Below are 16,836 nucleotides of genomic sequence, written 5' to 3'. Positions count from 1 at the left end.
GCAGAGTAAACCACTTTATCTCGCCATGCATGCGTTGCCGAATTCGCGGTGTCGCGGCATGGCGGTTGTGTCTGCCTCGCCATAATTTAGTGACGTCTGACGATCAATATAGAGGGGGCATGTTGTTGATTGCTTGTGCCTGTCAGCGTGGCGACTGTTTTCATCGCGGACGTAGAGCATTTATATTGCGAGCGGCGTTGAATATGGTTTGCCTGAGTGAACAGGAGCGGCGCTGAATAAAGCGCACGATAATAAACGATGTGAGGAGGGGCGCGGCAAATGAATAAGTTTGCGAGATTGTTCCCGGATAGGGCGCGTGACGGTGATTGGTGAACGTAGGGGGGGCCTTTGCACTGTAAGAGCCTAAATGCGGTTCATTAATGGTGTAAATGTTAATTTTTTGGTGTTTATGTTTGTTAATTGGCGTTTTGGATGAAATTTAATGCTATTTAAAATATTAAAATTTATCGACGGTATAAGTCAGATATGCTGCAAACTATTAATTAAATCTATTTTTTGTTTATTAAAATCTATTTTTAGTCATTCCATGTTATTTTATTTTAAATAATATTAAAAAGCAATATATACATCTGCAAAAATGTTTTTTTCTGTATCATTGCTCCAGGTCATTCAAATGAGGCGAGAGGCGCTGTTGGTGCGCAGAGGACGAGTTCTCTGCGTTGTAATGCGGAATGCTGATGAGAGGTTGAGTCTAAAAAAAGTAACGCTTTTTTGTGTTTTTGAAGTTTTCAGCTAGTTTATCCGAAAATGCAGAGTGAAAGACTCACCGCAAAAGGAATGACGGAGTTGATATTTTTTTTCTGATAACTTTCTTGCCTTGGTCAAAAATAAGGTGAGGCCGGCTTTTAATGGATATTAAATCTGTTTTAAGACGTTTATGGTCATTATGGCTGATGAGTTAGCAGGGATTGTCTCAGAGTGTTCTGAAATTATAATGTCATAGCGATATTATGATTCTGAGTTATTTGTTTTTTATTTTATCCAGGGAATTGACATGATGGAACGCAATCTTTTTGGTTTTATCATCGATAACGATATACAGCTCGATATCGCTAATAAGCGGCTGGTGCGCATTAATTCTTTATCGCCGGAAAAACTGGTGTTGTTTAGTACCGTGACGCTCAATGATGCCATGGTGCGGCTGCTGGTTTTTTTGCTGATCCAATATGGTAAAGGCCGACAGCTTTCGAAGAATGAAATACTGAAAAAAGTCTGGGATGAAAATCATTATTCTTCGTCCAGTCAAAAACTCTGGCAAACCATGAAAGAGCTGAGGATAAGGCTCGATGCCATCGGTTTGCCGCACGACTTCATAGTGAATGTGAGGGGGTCGGGTTATACCCTGAATAATCCTATCGTTACGCCTTTGTTCTACGAGTGAGCTTATTGAACGTGCGTTGCAAGAAATAACGTATTGCTTAAGGAGCTCGTTCCCGCTGGCTATCACCTACGGAAATAGAACGCGTTATAATTAAAATCATCAGGAGTATATATGAAAAAGACCTCCGTAATAGGATTGGCCTTGCTGGGCTGCGTTGGTCAGGTGCAAGCCGCCAGCACCGGGACGATCAATTTTAGCGGTACTGTATCTGCGATGACCTGTGATGTACGGGTCAATGGGCAGGAAGCCGATGGTAATGTTGCTTTGCCGGTTGTAAGCGAGAGTCAGCTGAGCGTGATGAGCTGGACTGCAGGTCGTACGGCGTTTGAGCTGAAGTTGAATAATTGCCAGGGCGCCTTGAAAACCACGACGGCGTTCTTTGAAGCCGGCCCCGGCGTGGATTCGAGCGGGCGCCTGCGCAACCTCACGGGCACGGCGAAAAACGTCGTGCTGCAGCTGCGTGAAGGCTCTGGGGCGTTCAATCCGATCGTTGCAGGCAGTCAAAACCAGATAGCGAACGCTACCTATTACACCATCACCAATGGCATGGCGACCTTGCCGTATACGGTTGAATATTACGCCATGGGCGCCGCGACCGCCGGCTCGGTGGTAAGCAACGTCGTATATTCACTGCAATACAAATAACCCGTATTTCAAGGGGGGATTTTCCCCCCTGTTTCTCAGCTATTTATTGGGGCGATTATTATGAGCAGACAGGCTCGTATTTTATCGCAGGCTTTCTTGCTTGCAGTTATTTCTCTTTTTTCGGCGATGACATTCGCCAGCGTGGTGATTAGCGGTACGCGCGTTATTTATTCCTCGGAGGCGAAGGATGTCACCGTTAAATTGAACAATGTCGGTAAAGCGCCGGTATTGATTCAAAGCTGGATCGATGACGGTGATATGACGGTGAAGCCGGAAAATATCCGCGTGCCTTTTATTTTGACGCCGCCGATTAATCGCGTCGATCCGGGCAAAGGGCAAACCTTGCGCCTGAGCTATACCGGGGCGGCGCTGCCGATGGATAAAGAAAGCGTTTTCTGGTTGAACGTGCTGGAAATCCCGGCCAAAAAACAGCTCAAAGATGATGCCAGCCTGCTGCAAATGGCTTTCCGTTCGCGCATCAAGCTATTTTTCCGTCCGGCGGGCTTGAACGGCGACGCCAATGACGCGGCGCAGAAAGTGACGTGGTCCGCCGCGCCGGGCGGCGTGAAGGCGTTCAACCCGACGCCGTATTTCGTCTCGTTGGTGAGCCTGGCCGTCAATGGTAAGGAACGTGAAGGGCAAATGATCGCGCCGTATTCCTCGCTGATGTTTAACGGCATTCGCGCCGCCGCAGGAACCCAGATCGCCATTGAATTCGTCAATGACTACGGCGCCGTCAATAAATTCGATGCGCTGGTGAAGTAAGCGAAGCACATCGCCATTTAATGCCTCATCGGCAGCAGCCGAACCTTGCGGAAAAAAGTTCATGACCGAATATGTTAGCGTTGCGCATGGCCTTCGCACGGCCTCTGCGCGCTTAACGCCGGCGGCGCTGTGCGTGCTCGGCGCATTAAGCGGCGCTCAGGCGTGGGCCGACGACCGTGTGCCGCAGGCCATCGCCGGAAAGGTCGAATTCGACCCGTCGTTTCTTAACCTGAGCGATCGCGCCGGCGTCGATCTGGCGCGCTTTGCGCGCGGGGCGGCCGGGCTGGCCGGCACGCATCGGGTGGCGTTGTTTATCAATGACGAGGCCTTTGGCAATAAAGAGATCGACTTTCGCAGCCGCGCCGATGAGAGTCTGTATCCCTGCCTGACGCCGGCTATCGTCAATAGCATCGCTTTTAACGACGCCGCGCTGCCGGCAGGGGCGCTGGCGCCATTGGCGCAGGGCGAACCCTGTTTTAATCTGCCGCGGCAGATTCCGGATGCGCAGGTCAACTTCGACAGCGGCGAGCAGCGGCTGGATATCGTGGTGCCGCAGATTTATATGCGCAAGACCGCGCGCGGCAGCGTTGACGCCGCGCAGTGGGACAGCGGCGTCTCGACGTTGTTTCTTAATTACAACCTGAACGGGTATTCCAGCACGTCACGCGGAGCGGACTATAACTCCGTCTACGCCGGTTTGTCCGGCGGGGCCAACTTCGGCGCCTGGTATTTGCGCCATAACGGTGCCTATAGCTGGACGCAAAACGGCATTTCGCAATACGACAGCATTAACACCTTCCTGCAGCGCGATATTCCGCCGCTGAAGGGCAGAGGCGTGATCGGCCAGGCGAACACCACCGGCCAACTGTTCGATACGCTGGCGTTTAACGGCGTGCAGCTGGCCAGCGATGAGCGCATGTTGCCGGAATCGCAGCGCGGCTATGCGCCGGAAATTCGCGGCATCGCCAGAAGCAACGCGCAGGTGACCGTGCGGCAAGGGGGGCAGGTCATCTATCAGACCACGGTAACGCCGGGGGCATTTCTGATCGACGATCTGTATCCCACCGGTTACGGCGGCGATCTGGAAGTGACGGTGCGTGAAGCTGACGGCGCGCAAAGCGTCTTTACCGTGGCTTATGCGGCGGTCACCCAACTGCTGCGACCTGGTGCCGATCGGTACGAAGTCGTCGTTGGCAAGGCCGACAGTGACAGCCTGCGGGAAAAGCCCTGGCTGTATCAGGCCACCTACCAGCGTGGTTTATCCAATGCGCTCACCGCCTACGGCGGCCTGCAGGCCGCCCGAGATTATCAGGCGGTGCAGTTGGGCGGGGCCGTCGGTTCCTCGCTGGGCGCACTTGGCTTCGATGTGACGCAAAGCGACGGTCGTTTGGGCCGCGAACGGCGTCAGAGCGGGCAGAGCTACCGGCTCAGCTACAGCAAGACCGTGAATGACATCGGCAGCAGCCTGTCGCTGGCCGCTTACCGATTCTCTACCTCCGGCTATATGGATTTCATGACCGCCATGCAAACGCGCGACCGGCTGAGGCAAGGCGGCGGAGAGGGCGATATCGCGCGCGCTCGCAATCGGGTGACGTTTTCCATTTCGCAGGGGTTGGCGTCTGGATGGGGACAGCTGTATGTCAGCGGCTCTGTGCAGGATTACTGGAACGGGCAGGGCAGCGACAAGCAGTATCAGTTGGGGTACAGCAACAGCTATAAAGCCGTCACCTACGGGTTGAGCATGACGCGCAGCCAGGCGAGCAATGGCCGGGCGCAAAACAGCTATCTGCTGAATTTCAGCCTGCCGTTAGGGCGCCGTGACAAGGCCGGCACGCCGCAGCTGCGGCTCGGATTGGCGCATGACAGCGACGGGTTGTCGAGCCAGCAGGCCACCCTCTCCGGCAACCTGGGGGCCGACAGTCGGTTCAGTTACGGCATGAGCGCAGTGAACGCCAATCGCAATGGCGGCAGCGGCTCGGTAAACGGTCAGTATCGCAGTCAGGCGGCGCTGCTCAGCGGCGCTTACAGTTCCGGTAAAGGCTACCGCAGCGCCTCCGCCGGGTTAAGCGGCACCGTCGTGGGGCATGCCGGCGGCGTCTCGTTCAGCTCTTACGGCTCGGAAACGTTCGCGTTGGTGGAGGCGAAAGGGGCCGAAGGCGCCAGCGTCTCCGCATATCCAGGGGTGTATGTGGATGCGCAAGGCTATGCGCTGGTGCCGTATTTGACGCCGTATCAGCTGAATGAAATCAGTCTGGATCCCAAGGGCAGCGCCCCTGATCTTGAAATGGATGAGACCACGCAGAAGGTCGCGCCTTATTCCGGTGCGGTGGTGAAAGTGAAATACAACGCCCGCCAGGGCTCGCCGATTCTGATCGATACCGCTGCCGCCGGCGCGCCGGCGCCGTTCGGCGCCGAAGTGATCGACGAAGGCGGCGCCGTGGTTGGCGCCGTGGGGCAGGGCGGGCTGGTGTATGCGCGCGTCGCTCAGGACAGGGGCGCGTTGCGCGTTCGCTGGGGGGCGGATCGCGCTGCGCAGTGCGCCCTGAATTACGTGCTGATGCCGCAGCAGAAAGGCGGCCGGCCGGTATTGCAGCGCTTTAGCGCGCCGTGTCGCAGCGGCGTTGGCGCAGAACGATGAGACCTATTTTTTGCTCGGGAACGCCGTCGGGCACGGCTGCAGCGACGGCGTTTCAGCGCACGGGAGAGAATGAGATGACACAGAAAAACCGCCAGGGTATTTGGCGCGGCATTGCCTTGTTGGCGCTGTTGCTGGCCCAATCGGTGTGGGCCGACTGTTATTACAGCGATAAGTCGGACGTTAAAAACGATCTGAATATCACTGCGCCCATTGTATCCAGCAATATCACCGTGGGGGCAGAAGTGGCCCGGGGCGCTACGCTGTATACGCAAAATTTTAACCCCACTTTCAGGAATGTGTACGTCGAATGTTCGACGGCGCAACCGTTCATCGCGATAGACATGGGTTATGAGCCGCCGCCGCATCCTCTGTCGGAGTGGAGTGGCGGTTTTGGCAAGGTTTATCAGACGGGCGTGCCGGGCGTTGGCGTGTTTATCGATAACCACGCTTTGTCCTTCACCCTGCCGTACACGTCGCGGAGCACGGAGAGTCATACCCTGTACGGGTGGTCGTCGAATCTTTTCAAATACCGCATTCGGCTGATAAAGACCGGCGATATTCAACCCGGCACCATCACCGGCGCCGATTTGCCCTGTTTGGTGACCCAGGTTGGGCCGGCAAGCTCGCCGTTTACCGCTATGCGGCTGTGTTTTACCGGCTCGATCAATATCGTCGCGCAGAGTTGCACCACGCCCGATGTTTTCGTCGCCATGGGGAAATACGATATGGGACGAGATTTCACCGGAAAAGGCAGCGTAACCGAATGGAAAGACGCCTCGATCCGCCTGATGGATTGCCCAAAATTTTACGGTACGGCCGAAGCCCATTATTCCGATAGCGGCAACAGCGGCATCGTCAGCGCAACCGCCAACAGTTTAGGGGTGTCGTTAGCGCCCAATACGGCGGTGGTCGATGGCGACAACGGCATTATGGGGCTTAAAGACGGCAGCGGCAGCGCAAGCGGCGTCGGCATCCAGTTGGCCTATAGCGCGTCATCGCCGCGGCCGGTGCAGTTCTCGCGGGAAATTAAGGTGCCGCTTTCCCCCGCCACGCCCACGTCTTTCACCATCCCGTTGCAGGCGCGTTATATTCAAACCGAGCCTACCGTCACGCCGGGCGCCGCCGATGCGACCGTGACCTTTAACATCAATTATTATTGAGTGGGCGGGCTGGTCAACTCAGCCCGCGCTGATTCAGTAGCACCTTATTCAGCTCGCTGTTTTTACGCACGTTGAGCTTGCGCATCGCCGAACGCTTATGGGCGCTGATGGTTTTCTGGCTGCGCTGCAGCAGGCCGGCGATGCTGCAGGCGGACATGCCGCTGCTCATCAAACCCAGCACCTTTTTCTCGCAGTGGCTGAGCGCGGCGATGCGGCAAGCCTGGCATTTCCACTGGCCGGCGGCGTGCAGCGCCACCCACGGATGCAGGATGAACTTTTCCAACGCCATCTGCAGCTTGAGGCGAATGGCGTAGGCCGAATCGCGCCGATGGATGCTGAACAGCGGCGGCAGGTTTTTCACCTGTTGCTGGGTCGCGTCGTCGAGGATCAGCAGGGTCAGCTGCCGCTGGCGCGGAACGCCGTGAGGGCTTTGATAACAACAGGCGCAGCCCCAGCGCTCTTCCGGCGTGCGGAACACGATTTCGATGTTATCCAACGCCTGCAGCGCCAGCGGCGAGAACTGCGGGTACCGGCGGTGGCATTCGTTCAGGGAGTGCAGATAGTCCTGCAGCAGCAGACGCAGCCCCTGCTGGTAGAAGTTATCGCTGTCGAACAGCGTGAAGCGAATATCTGGCATGGGTGACTCCTTAAAAAGCCGTGGCGCCGCGCCGGAGCAAACGGTGACGGCCCATCGCCGGCGTTCGCGCGCCGGTCGTTTTCCTGATTTCCCTGGGACGGTGCGGGGCTTATTGGTACGCCAGCACAAAATTGGCGATGGACGTGAATTCGCCTTCGGTAATGCTTTGGTTTTGAATCGCGCTGGGCCGCCCTTGCACATAGGCGGTGAAGTTCAGGCTGTTGGGGCCGTTTTGCAGCGCGACGGCGCTGGTGGCCTTATTCAAATCGATGTCTGCGCCCTGATGATCGAACAGGGCGATGGCGGCGCCGTTCGCGCCGTTGTTGATCGCCAGCTTGCCCGGCATCTCTCCGTCTTCGGTGCCGCTGAAGGTCACGCTGACGGATTTGAACACCGTGGTCTTGCAGTCGGTCAGCTTGATGCTGAACGGCACCGGCGTGGTATGGCCGTAGCGGTACAGGGTTTTGACGATCACCGTGCCCATCTCCACCAGCTGATCGGCGGACTGCGGTTCGATATTGCACGGCCGGCTCACCACGGTACCGTGGAACTGCACGGGCGCGCCGATAAGCTCGGTGTTCGCCGCCGCCGGCATGGCGGCAAACCACCAGGACGCGCAGCTGAGCAGCGCTAAAGCGCGTAGACGCATTTTCCGTTCCTCCCTCGGTTACTGGAATGCCGCCACGATGGTGGCCGACGCGTTGAATTCCCCTTCGCCGATCTCCGCGCCGCCGTTGGCGAACGGCGCCGCCACCAGGTTCCAGGAGCCGCCGTTGCCGATGTTCGGCACCGGGTAAAACTCGTTCGGAATGACCAGCTGGCCGTTGTGCGTTAGCCGGATGCCGAGATCGTTCTTGTCGGTTTTGAACACCTCATTGCTGAAGGAAGCGGCCGTGCCCGAGACCGCCAGCTTGATGTTCAGCGTGCCGTCCTCGAAGCTGCCGCCCTCGCACTGGAAACGCACCGGAATGCTTTGCGGGTAGTTCGAACCGTTGAGATCGCTGCCGCCGATTTCGCCGAACTCCACGTTGATCAGCTGGCCTTCGTTCACCACGCATTTATCCGGCACGTAAAGGATCGCGGACTGGATAAACACCTGCGCCATCGGATTGGGGCCGAAACCGCCGTCGGTTGAGCCGAGGCGGCCGAACATCTCGATGATCTGCCGATCGTTAATCTCGACGCCGTTGATGATCTTTTTGCGCACCCGGAAGGTGATGCGGCCTTTTGAACCGCTTTCATAGTTGTTGACCTGCACATAGGGCGGTGAGCAACTGTGATTGGGATACTCGTTGGATTCGTTGTAAAAAGGCACCGTGACATAGGCCTTCTTATTACCTGCAATCCACACTTCGGCTTTTAAATCCAGGAAGTCGTTCAACTGCAAGAAGCCGTTGCCGTAGTCAGAGGGGGGCAGCGCCGAATCCGACTTGTAAAAGTGCGGGCTTCGGGGGATCGGCGTATCGCAGTAGGCCTTGCCGGTATAGGTACCGCCTAATGAATAGGGAAACTGTTTGGTGAACCCCACCTGGTTGGTGATGTTGCTTTGATTCAGATCGATATAGAACTGTTTGGGGCCGCCGTCCGGCGTGACGTAGCCGTTGGCCCAGGCGGCGGGGGCCGCCAGCGCGATCGCCAGCGGCAGGCAGAGTTTGGTCAGTTGTGTTTTCATCGCGTTCTCGAGCCTCACAGGTAAATCACCTGAATGTGCGCCACGGCGGCGAACCCGGCCGCCATCACCGCCCGCTGGGTGGATTCCACGCTGGCGCTGAACCACAGGGTGTTGCTACCGGGTTGCAGAATGTAAGGGCGGCTGCGTTGATTCAGCTCCAGCGCCTGGCCTTGTTGGTCTTGCAGCCGCAGACCGATGCCCTGCACGCCGCCGTTCAGCTTCAGCAGCGATGGGTTGTCGACATCGCTTTCGCCGAGAAACACCAGCGTGGCGGCCTGCTCTCCCTGCAGGTAGAGGCGGCCGGCGTCGCCGTTGCGCGGGCCGGCCGGGTTATCCGCCAGCGCGCGCGCGCCCAGCAGGCAGTTGCGGAACGAGAGGCGAAAACGCACCGGCGCGCTGCGATCGCCGGCGTTGCGGAAGTCGCGTGCGCTGACGTCGCCCAGATCGACGGATTGATCCCGGCTGTCCGGCGTCAGGCTGCAGGGGGAGCTGAGCAGGCCGCCGTGAAAGCTGACGGTGCCGGTGGTGCCTTCGATCACGCCCAGCGGCGTTGCCGCCATCGCGCCGCCGCCGCACAGCAGTGCGCCGAGCAGCAGCGGGCGCAGTCGATCGGTGAATTCAGCCATGCTGGACCTCCTTATTTTTTCTCGGGCACGGCGGTGCAAACGCCGCCATTGCAGACGAAGCGCAGCTCCGGATGGCCGCCGTAGTCGTTGATGTAGGTGATGACGAAGCTGTTCATGCCGGTCTCTTGCAGCTTGAGGCTTTCGCTGGATTTCGGCTTCAGCATCAGCGGCTGAAAACCGCCGATCGCGCCGCCGCCCTGTTTTTGCGTCTGCCGCGTCATGCCGGTCAGGGTGATGTAAAACGGCGTCGGGTTGTCGACGGTGATGGCGCCGCCGCTTTTACGGAACACCAGCTGTTCCTGCCACACCTGGCCCTTGGGCGCGACGATGGCTTTCGGCCGATAGAACAGTTTGATCTGCGTTTGCAGCGCCAGCTGCATCACGTTGGTTTTGGTGCTTTTCGGCGGAATTTCGCGCAGGTTGAAGTAGAACACCGACTCGCGATCCTGTGGCAGGCGATCCGCCTCCGGCGTCTTGGTGATGCGCACCACGCTGCGCTCGCTTGGTTCCACGCGCTGCAGCGGCGGCAGCACCACCAGCGGCGAGGTGATTTTCTGGTGCTGCTCGTTCTCCAGCCAGGATTGCGCCAGGAAGGGCAGCTCTTTGTTTTCGTTGACGATATTCAGGCTGATCGATTTGGCGTCGCTCACATAAACGGCGCGCGTGCGATCCAGCGATATCGCCGCGTCGGCGGTGGGCAGTACGGCGCTCAGGGCCAGGCCGGCGGCGGTCAGTAGCGTTATCGGGTGTTTGTTCATGTCATTATTTCTCAGCGTTACGGATTACAGGGTGGCGCACGGCAGCAGCAGCTGGTCCAGCGGCTTGGCGGCGCCCGGGATCACGATGCGGCAGCGGCGTTGGCCTTCCCAGGCGACGTCCAATTTTTCCTCCGGCTGCACGCCGGTCAGGTAAACCGAGCCGCCGTCGTTGACCACCGCGACCTCGCGGCCTTTCTCGCTCAGCACCGCGGCGCCGAACGGCGGTTCGCTGCCGTCCGCGAGGCGAATGGTGGCCAACAGCTTGCTGCCTTTCACCACCTCGAAGTGGCGGTAGCCGATGGCGCCTTCGGTCAGCGTGCCTTGCACCACGGCGCGAGTGGCCTCGACGTCGTCCGCCAGCTTGTTGACGTCGATGCGGGTGTCGGTGTTGTAGTAGCTGGTGATGTCGGAAATCACCGCCAGCCCGAAACGGTTGCTGTAGGCGCGGCCGTTGTTGATCGGCACGCCGGCGATGCCGTCGGTGTCGAGCATCATGCGGCTGCCGCCGTTGCTCGAGTTCTGATGCGCCGCGATGCCGTGCCGGGTGGCGGTGAGGCCGCCGCGGAACGAGCCGCCGATCGACGAGTAGCTGTCCTGCTGGTAAGAGGCGCTGGCGTTCAGCGAGCCAAACGAGGCGTTGTGGGTGTAGTACCCGCGCGCCAGCGATTTGCCGGACTGATTAAAGCCGCCGCTGACCTGCCAGGTATTGTCCGGATCGCTGTAGTCGTTGTACGACGCGGTCTGCGTGACATCGCCGTTGTTGGTTTGCAGCGCATAACCGACGCGCCGACGGTCGCCGATCGGCACGGTGAAGTTGAGCATCACGCTGTCGTCGGTGCGGCCCTGGTAATAGGTGCGGTAAGCCGACAGCGAGGCGGTGATGTTGCTGATATCGCCGACGCTGAACAGCTTGCTGGCCGACAGCCCGTAACGGTCCTGGGTTCGCGCATCCCAATAGGTCTGGTGCGAGTAGGTCAGGTAGGCGGTGATCGCCTTGGCGCTGTCTTCCGCCATAAAGGTTTTGCTGGCGGTGATGGTGTACAGCTCTTTCTGGCGGCCGTTGTAATTCTTGTCGTAATCGCCGTAACGCTCCTGCAGGTACTGCGACATGTTCATGAACTTGCGCTGCGAGAAGCGGTAGCCGGCGAAGGTGATCTGGCTGTTCAGCTCATCGAACCGTTTGGCGTAGTTGAGCTTGAACGACATGCCGCTGGCGGTCGGCTCGCCGGGCAGACGGGCGATCGACTGGGTGACGTCCAACGACATGGCGCCGAACACGTTCAGATCGCGGCCGAGGCCGAGCGCCCAGGCGTTATAGTCGCCGCCGAGCAGCGCCCCGCCATACAGCGACCAGGCGTTGCTCAGCCCCCAGGAGAAGTCGCTGGCGGAAAACAGCGGGCCCTGGGTGCGGTGGTCGTAGGCCGAGGTTTTGCCGAGCGCCACGTTGTAGCGCACGTAGCCCGGGCGGGTCAGGTACGGAATGGTGGCGGTATCCACCTGGAAGGTCGAGACGGTGCCGTCCTGCTCTTCCACCTTGACGTCCAGCTTGCCGCGCACCGAGCTGTTGAGATCCTGAATGGCGAACGGCCCGGCGGGCACGGTGGTTTCGTACAGCGTGCGGCCTTCCTGCGAGACGGTGATCTTGGCGTTGCTCTTGGCGATGCCGCGTACTTCCGGCGCGTAGCCCTGCAGGTTCGGCGGCAGCATGCGCTCGTCGCTGGCCAGATTGAGGCCGGTGAAGCGATAGGCGTCGAACACCCCGGAGTCGAGATAAATCTCACCCAGCGTCAGCTTGGCGGCCTGCATCGGCAGCGCGCGGTAGGCGTAGATCTGGTTCCAGTCGAAGCCGGTGCTGCGATCGCCGGCCTGCTGATTGTAATTGGCCTGGTAGTCCGCGCGCAGGCGCCAGGGGCCCAGGTTGGCGCCCAGCGTGCCGTAGCTGCTCAGGTTCTGGGCGGTGTTGTTGTTGTGATTCTGCTTGCCTAACTGGCCGCTCAGGTTGTAGTCCAGCAGCAGGCCGGGAATGCCGTCGTCCCACTGCTCGGGCGGCGTCCAGTCGGGATCGGAGTATTTCATCCACGCCTGCGGGATGGTGATCGCCAGCACGCCGCCGCCGATGCGATCGGAGACGGTCGCGCCTTTGATGCCGCGAATGTCGGCGCACTGGTTGTCGTGCCACAGGGTGACTTTTTTGGCCGCTTCTTCTTTCAGCGCCATTTTTTCCACCAGATCAGGCGGCAGGCACACCTGGCTGCCGCTCTTGTTATCCGGCGACGGGAAATACTGAATGCTGCGCTGGGGCAGCGTTTTCTGGTTGATCTTGATGTCCAGCAAATAAGCGCCGGGCATGACGTAGTCGGCATCGGAGAAACGCGAAAGATCCACTTTGCTGCGCTCGCCGATATCCAGGACGTCGGTATTGAATTCCGTGGCGGAAAATGCCGGACGCACCCAGAGGAAAGATAGAATGACGAGAAGAGGTAGGTGTTTCCGTGTCAGTAATGACGTCATAGCATAATCACTCATGGCAAGTCCGCGCCCAATAGCAGGTCATCCGTGCGACCTGAATACGTAATGCTGTGCAGCGCCCGCCGGCGCTAGAGATAAGACAGGGTGAATTTGGCCAGAGAGCTGAAGCCGCCCGCCCGCGCCTTATCGGGATGCAGGCGCAACTGCGCGCCAAAACGCAGCGTGTTGTCGCCGGCGACGATCTGGTAATCCGCCGTCGTGCTGCCGAGCGGGATCGGGGTGCCGGCATCGGTCAACAGCTCGATAGCCACGCCCTGCGCCTCGCCGTAAACGCCCAGCAGGGAAGGATCCCGGCTGTCGGCGGTGCCGTCGAAGGTGACGTTGGCCGCGCGATAGATGAAGTCAGGCTTCACCTGGCTGGCCAGTTCGCAGTTCACCAGTTTGATCGTGAAATGACGGCGGCTGCCGATCAGCACCGATTGCCCGTCCTGCGAGGCATCGGTCATGGAGATCAGACCGAAATCGACGGTTTGATCCAGGCTGTCGCTGGCGATGCCGCACGGCGTTTCAACGATGGTGCCGCCCAGGCTGACTTTGCCGTGGCCCTGATTTTTCACTGCCGCCGCCGCGCTGCCTACGCTGAGCGCGATGAGCAACAGGCCGCAAAGGCGGATAGTCATGCTGGCGTCTCCCTGTCTTGCCCTGTTCCCTTGCCGCTCTCGTCGGCATGCAATCAAGCGGGGGATGCCCTGAGACATCCCCTGTGGGGTATTACAGGTAAGCCAGGGTGAAGTTGGCCACGCTGGTGAAGTCGCCCGGCACCACGGCGGCGGAGGCGCTGCTGCCCTGCAGGTAAGCGGCGAATTTCAGCGAGTTGTCGCCGTCGTTCAGGCCCTGACCGTCGGTTGCCGTGCCCAGTTCCACTTCCTTGGAGTGCAGGTTGTCGTAGATCACGATGCCGGCGCCGGTTGCTGTGCCGCTCAGGGCCAGCAGTTTGTTGTTGACCGGATCAGGCGTGCCGGTAAAGGTCACCTTGACGTTTTTCATGGTGGAGATGGAGCAATCTTTCAGTTCGATGTTGAAAGGTTGCATGCTGGATTTGCCCTGGTTAGCCAGGATGCGGCTGCTGATTTGGCCCATTGGTACGGTTTGGTCAACGGATTCCGGCGCGACGCTGCATGGCGCATCGATAATTTCGCCGGTAAAGGTGACTTTACCGCTGCCCTGATTAGATGCGGCGTGAGCAACAGATGCAGAAGCGAAAGCAATCACGGTTGCCAGCATTAATTTATTCAGTTTCATTTCTCAGGTTCCTGTAGAGAGTTTTTAAATAAAAAGAACAGCACATCTAAATCCCCCGCAGCGGTGGCAACGTCATGTCGCCGGCCGTACGGTTGGAGCCAGATCCTTTTGCTCTGGGCAATACGCCAACATCCGTTATTTATGAGAAATAACGAGATTGGGAAAATCGACAATGGATTTTCTGGTAAATAAAATACGAGTTTTACGTGTGGCGTGTTGCTGGGAATATTCTTGCAAATAATAGTATTGCTTGGAAATAGATTTTATTAAATTAAGTCAAATTCAGAATATAAAACCAAAAGGAAAAAGAAATATATTTGCTTTAAAACCAATAGATCGTATACAAATATTATCCAGTATAAATCACTATATAAATAACGATATGCGAGATATTAGATCGGGGGAAATAGGCTGATACCTACAATTCGCCATATTGTTTTGCTAATATCGTCCTGAGGCAGCAGATGATGAATTTCCCTTTAGAAACAAAATATAAAACATAATCTATTGTTTTTATTGTTGTTTCGTGGTTTTCTTCCCCTAAGGGATTGGCTTTTTTATTCGTGTTTAGCCCGCGTTTAGGTCTAATTCATTAACAATTAAATAACAATGTCATCGGTAGTGAATTATTCTATCGCACTGCGGTATAGGGATTTTTCACTGCCTAACCCATTTTGATTAATCAAATTAAGGCATGTGCTGTTGCCGTTCGCCACATAATGATGACCTAAGTGACAATTAAAGGATTATAAACGGAATGATAACGATGATTAATGCTTGCGGCGGCCGCCGCACGGTAGTTTCTGCTATATTTTTACTGTCTGTCATGTCGCTGTCAGGCTGCGTGGGCGGTAGCAAGACAAACCTGAATTCCGTGAAAAAACTTTCACAGAACAATCCTAATGATAAATCCGATGAACAACGTATCGCGCTTTGCCAGCAACGGGTTAACTCATTAAAAATATTAATCCGCAGAGTTACCAAAAACGCATTGCCTATTTTAACGGTCTGCTTTCCAACGCTTCCGGATATGCCGGCGTGCGCGGCAATGTGGATGAAAGCACCCGTAAAGCGATTGATGCTCTTTATCAATATAAAACCGAGAAATTCTGCGCCGACGTTGAACATGAGCTGATGTCCGATCTGTCCAACCGGGTCGAGAATCTGTAGCCATGAAGCGATGCGCGCAAAGATGGGCGATGGGGCTTTGGCTGTTGGCGCTGAGCGGTGCCGTTTGCGCCGCTGACGACGGCATTCCCGCCCTGTTGAAGTTTGCCGAACAGCGGCAGGCTCCGCCGGCCGCGCTCAAGGAGGAAACCGCGCGTAAACCGGCGCCCGCACCGGCCGCCAAACCGGCCGCCGTCGCGGGGGCAGACGGCGCTCGTTTAACTTCTCTGAAGCACTCTGTACAACAGCAGGCGGAGAAAATCCGTCAGCTGGAGCGCCAGTTGGCGGCGGCTCAGGCCGCCGCGGCGCCGAAAAGCGAGCGGACCGATGTCGATATTCGGCCGCTAGCCGATGCCCTGAAGGCGTTGCGGCAGGCCGTTGCGCCGTTGCCTGAGGTCACCGCGCTGGCCGCTTCGCTCACGCGGGCCGAACAGCGCAGCGCAAGCTTGACGGCGCAGTTGGCACAGCAACGACAGCGGGTAGACACCTTGCTGGCTGAGCGGCGGCAGGCGGCTGAGGCCCCGGTGCTGGCCAGCGAGGCGGACAAGCAGGCGTATGCCGCCGGCGTATCGCTGGGGCGCGATATTTTGCATCTGCAACAGGAGAACCGGCGTGCGGGACTGGAGGCGGATCGGCGGCTTTTGCTGGCGGGCATCGCCGATACCCTGGCCGGGCGGTTGCGGCTGGATGAGGCCGCCATCGACAGCGCGCTGCGCACGGCGCAGCAACGTTTGCAGCAGACGCAACAGACACAGGCTCCCCCTCCGGACGGCAAGGCCTATCTGGCCGATTTCGCCCGCCAGGAGGGAGTCAAGCAAGATGCGCTCGGTTTCTACTACCGGGTGGACTATGCCGGCAGCGGTGCGATCGGCGCCGACGATCGGGTGGATATCGTGGTGCGCGAAAGCCTGACCGACGGCCGGGTGATCAAAGACATGGAGCTGGCGGGAACGGTGATCTCGCAGCCATTGACGCGCTATCCGCCGCTGTTTCGCGCGGCTATCGAGAAGCTGCAGCGCCACGGCTCGATCACGCTGGTGGTGCCGCCGGCGCTGGCGTACGGCAAGCAGGGCAGCCCGCCGGCGATCCCTCCGGACGCCACCATGATTTATACCCTGCGCATCGCTGACGTGCAGTCGTGAGCGGGGAGCTCAGCAGTAACCACTCAGGAGGAATGCTATGGCCAAGGCGCCGAAAACGTTTGAAAGCAGAAAATCGCTGATGCTGAATGTGTTGCAAGGATTGTGCAGGGATCGTGTGGAAGGCTCCGGCGGCCATCATCCCCCGCCGGAGCAGTGGCCGAAGACCCGCGAGCTGGCTGATAAATGCGGTGAAAACATTTATACCACCCGCACCCTGCTGCTGGCGCTGGAAAAGGAGGGCAAGGTCCGCTGCACCCACCGCAGCATCAACAATTCTCTACGCTGGTACAGCTGCGACGAACAGGCAGCGATAAAAAAAGAGTGATTCGACCCTGACGGTCGCTTTTGACTATCTTACAGCTAAACATTAATTAATCTTATTATTTGGCGGGGCGTTTCGCTCCGCCAATCCTCCTCTCCGCTTTCCGCCCTCCGCGCAGGCATTGCTAAGAT

16 protein-coding genes are annotated in these 16,836 nt (G+C 57.8%); 8 read left to right on the top strand and 8 right to left on the bottom strand.

The window, feature by feature from the left end:
- Positions 1 to 1,015: 1,015 nt before the first annotated feature.
- From SERRSCBI_RS22435 to SERRSCBI_RS22415, 5 genes are all read left to right on the top strand, one after another.
- Complete coding sequence (locus SERRSCBI_RS22435; protein WP_049866713.1) at positions 1,016 to 1,402, top strand: helix-turn-helix domain-containing protein; 387 nt, start codon at positions 1,016 to 1,018, stop codon at positions 1,400 to 1,402.
- 111 nt (positions 1,403 to 1,513) lie between these two features.
- Positions 1,514 to 2,047 (top strand): fimbrial protein, encoded by a 534-nt coding sequence (locus SERRSCBI_RS22430; protein ID WP_033651775.1) that lies wholly within the window; start codon positions 1,514 to 1,516, stop codon positions 2,045 to 2,047.
- Between the two features lie 60 nt (positions 2,048 to 2,107).
- Positions 2,108 to 2,812, top strand: coding sequence for a fimbria/pilus periplasmic chaperone (locus SERRSCBI_RS22425; RefSeq protein WP_042785530.1), 705 nt, complete (start codon positions 2,108 to 2,110; stop codon positions 2,810 to 2,812).
- A gap of 61 nt (positions 2,813 to 2,873) precedes the next feature.
- Positions 2,874 to 5,450 (top strand): fimbria/pilus outer membrane usher protein, encoded by a 2,577-nt coding sequence (locus SERRSCBI_RS22420; RefSeq protein ID WP_042785529.1) that lies wholly within the window; start codon positions 2,874 to 2,876, stop codon positions 5,448 to 5,450.
- Positions 5,451 to 5,569: 119 nt separating this feature from the next.
- Positions 5,570 to 6,610: a fimbrial protein gene (locus tag SERRSCBI_RS22415; RefSeq protein ID WP_198036331.1), complete on the top strand. Its 1,041-nt coding sequence runs from the start codon at positions 5,570 to 5,572 to the stop codon at positions 6,608 to 6,610.
- A gap of 13 nt (positions 6,611 to 6,623) precedes the next feature.
- Here SERRSCBI_RS22415 and SERRSCBI_RS22410 read toward each other — a convergent pair whose 3' ends face one another.
- From SERRSCBI_RS22410 to SERRSCBI_RS22375, 8 genes are all read right to left on the bottom strand, one after another.
- Positions 6,624 to 7,247 carry a LuxR C-terminal-related transcriptional regulator gene (locus SERRSCBI_RS22410; RefSeq protein ID WP_033645336.1) on the bottom strand — a complete coding sequence of 208 codons (624 nt, stop codon included), beginning with the start codon at positions 7,245 to 7,247 and terminating at the stop codon, positions 6,624 to 6,626.
- Positions 7,248 to 7,356: 109 nt separating this feature from the next.
- Positions 7,357 to 7,896, bottom strand: a complete 540-nt coding sequence (locus SERRSCBI_RS22405; protein ID WP_033645335.1) for a fimbrial protein — start codon at positions 7,894 to 7,896, stop codon at positions 7,357 to 7,359.
- Between the two features lie 18 nt (positions 7,897 to 7,914).
- Entirely contained in the window at positions 7,915 to 8,919 is a 1,005-nt protein-coding gene (locus SERRSCBI_RS22400) for a fimbrial protein (RefSeq protein ID WP_033645334.1), read from the bottom strand.
- Between the two features lie 14 nt (positions 8,920 to 8,933).
- Positions 8,934 to 9,545 carry a fimbrial protein gene (locus SERRSCBI_RS22395; RefSeq protein WP_033645333.1) on the bottom strand — a complete coding sequence of 204 codons (612 nt, stop codon included), beginning with the start codon at positions 9,543 to 9,545 and terminating at the stop codon, positions 8,934 to 8,936.
- An 11-nt stretch (positions 9,546 to 9,556) separates the two neighbouring features.
- Positions 9,557 to 10,303 (bottom strand): molecular chaperone, encoded by a 747-nt coding sequence (locus tag SERRSCBI_RS22390; RefSeq protein WP_042785527.1) that lies wholly within the window; start codon positions 10,301 to 10,303, stop codon positions 9,557 to 9,559.
- A gap of 24 nt (positions 10,304 to 10,327) precedes the next feature.
- Positions 10,328 to 12,829, bottom strand: a complete 2,502-nt coding sequence (locus SERRSCBI_RS22385) for a fimbria/pilus outer membrane usher protein (protein ID WP_033645331.1) — start codon at positions 12,827 to 12,829, stop codon at positions 10,328 to 10,330.
- Positions 12,830 to 12,900: 71 nt separating this feature from the next.
- A complete protein-coding gene (locus SERRSCBI_RS22380) occupies positions 12,901 to 13,452 on the bottom strand; it encodes a fimbrial protein (RefSeq protein WP_033645330.1) in 552 nt (183 codons plus the stop codon).
- 91 nt (positions 13,453 to 13,543) lie between these two features.
- Positions 13,544 to 14,074 carry a fimbrial protein gene (locus SERRSCBI_RS22375; RefSeq protein ID WP_019455211.1) on the bottom strand — a complete coding sequence of 177 codons (531 nt, stop codon included), beginning with the start codon at positions 14,072 to 14,074 and terminating at the stop codon, positions 13,544 to 13,546.
- Positions 14,075 to 14,831: 757 nt separating this feature from the next.
- Here SERRSCBI_RS22375 and SERRSCBI_RS22370 point away from each other — a divergent pair.
- The 3 genes from SERRSCBI_RS22370 to SERRSCBI_RS22360 all read left to right on the top strand — a co-directional run bounded on the left by SERRSCBI_RS22370 (position 14,832) and on the right by SERRSCBI_RS22360 (position 16,708).
- Positions 14,832 to 15,209: a hypothetical protein gene (locus SERRSCBI_RS22370; protein WP_232230730.1), complete on the top strand. Its 378-nt coding sequence runs from the start codon at positions 14,832 to 14,834 to the stop codon at positions 15,207 to 15,209.
- Positions 15,210 to 15,273: 64 nt separating this feature from the next.
- Entirely contained in the window at positions 15,274 to 16,383 is a 1,110-nt protein-coding gene (locus SERRSCBI_RS22365; RefSeq protein ID WP_226772922.1) for an FKBP-type peptidyl-prolyl cis-trans isomerase N-terminal domain-containing protein, read from the top strand.
- Between the two features lie 37 nt (positions 16,384 to 16,420).
- Positions 16,421 to 16,708, top strand: a complete 288-nt coding sequence (locus SERRSCBI_RS22360; RefSeq protein ID WP_033645326.1) for a FaeA/PapI family transcriptional regulator — start codon at positions 16,421 to 16,423, stop codon at positions 16,706 to 16,708.
- The last annotated feature ends 128 nt before the right edge of the window (positions 16,709 to 16,836 follow it).

It is taken from the genome of Serratia sp. SCBI (genome assembly GCF_000747565.1).
In the GTDB taxonomy this organism is placed as follows: Bacteria; Pseudomonadota; Gammaproteobacteria; order Enterobacterales; family Enterobacteriaceae; genus Serratia; species Serratia ureilytica.
This window is presented reverse-complemented; position numbering and strand designations above follow the sequence as displayed.

Excerpts from the sequence above, each read along its gene's own strand:
- SERRSCBI_RS22435 (WP_049866713.1), top strand. The coding sequence starts at position 1,016 with ATGATGGAACGCAATCTTTTTGGTTTTATCATCGATAACGATATACAG.
- SERRSCBI_RS22430 (WP_033651775.1), top strand. The coding sequence starts at position 1,514 with ATGAAAAAGACCTCCGTAATAGGATTGGCCTTGCTGGGCTGCGTTGGT.
- SERRSCBI_RS22425 (WP_042785530.1), top strand. The coding sequence starts at position 2,108 with ATGAGCAGACAGGCTCGTATTTTATCGCAGGCTTTCTTGCTTGCAGTT.
- SERRSCBI_RS22420 (WP_042785529.1), top strand. The coding sequence starts at position 2,874 with ATGACCGAATATGTTAGCGTTGCGCATGGCCTTCGCACGGCCTCTGCG.
- SERRSCBI_RS22410 (WP_033645336.1), bottom strand. The coding sequence starts at position 7,247 with ATGCCAGATATTCGCTTCACGCTGTTCGACAGCGATAACTTCTACCAG.
- SERRSCBI_RS22405 (WP_033645335.1), bottom strand. The coding sequence starts at position 7,896 with ATGCGTCTACGCGCTTTAGCGCTGCTCAGCTGCGCGTCCTGGTGGTTT.
- SERRSCBI_RS22400 (WP_033645334.1), bottom strand. The coding sequence starts at position 8,919 with ATGAAAACACAACTGACCAAACTCTGCCTGCCGCTGGCGATCGCGCTG.
- SERRSCBI_RS22395 (WP_033645333.1), bottom strand. The coding sequence starts at position 9,545 with ATGGCTGAATTCACCGATCGACTGCGCCCGCTGCTGCTCGGCGCACTG.
- SERRSCBI_RS22390 (WP_042785527.1), bottom strand. The coding sequence starts at position 10,303 with ATGAACAAACACCCGATAACGCTACTGACCGCCGCCGGCCTGGCCCTG.
- SERRSCBI_RS22385 (WP_033645331.1), bottom strand. The coding sequence starts at position 12,829 with ATGAGTGATTATGCTATGACGTCATTACTGACACGGAAACACCTACCT.
- SERRSCBI_RS22380 (WP_033645330.1), bottom strand. The coding sequence starts at position 13,452 with ATGACTATCCGCCTTTGCGGCCTGTTGCTCATCGCGCTCAGCGTAGGC.
- SERRSCBI_RS22375 (WP_019455211.1), bottom strand. The coding sequence starts at position 14,074 with ATGAAACTGAATAAATTAATGCTGGCAACCGTGATTGCTTTCGCTTCT.
- SERRSCBI_RS22370 (WP_232230730.1), top strand. The coding sequence starts at position 14,832 with ATGATAACGATGATTAATGCTTGCGGCGGCCGCCGCACGGTAGTTTCT.
- SERRSCBI_RS22365 (WP_226772922.1), top strand. The coding sequence starts at position 15,274 with ATGGGGCTTTGGCTGTTGGCGCTGAGCGGTGCCGTTTGCGCCGCTGAC.
- SERRSCBI_RS22360 (WP_033645326.1), top strand. The coding sequence starts at position 16,421 with ATGGCCAAGGCGCCGAAAACGTTTGAAAGCAGAAAATCGCTGATGCTG.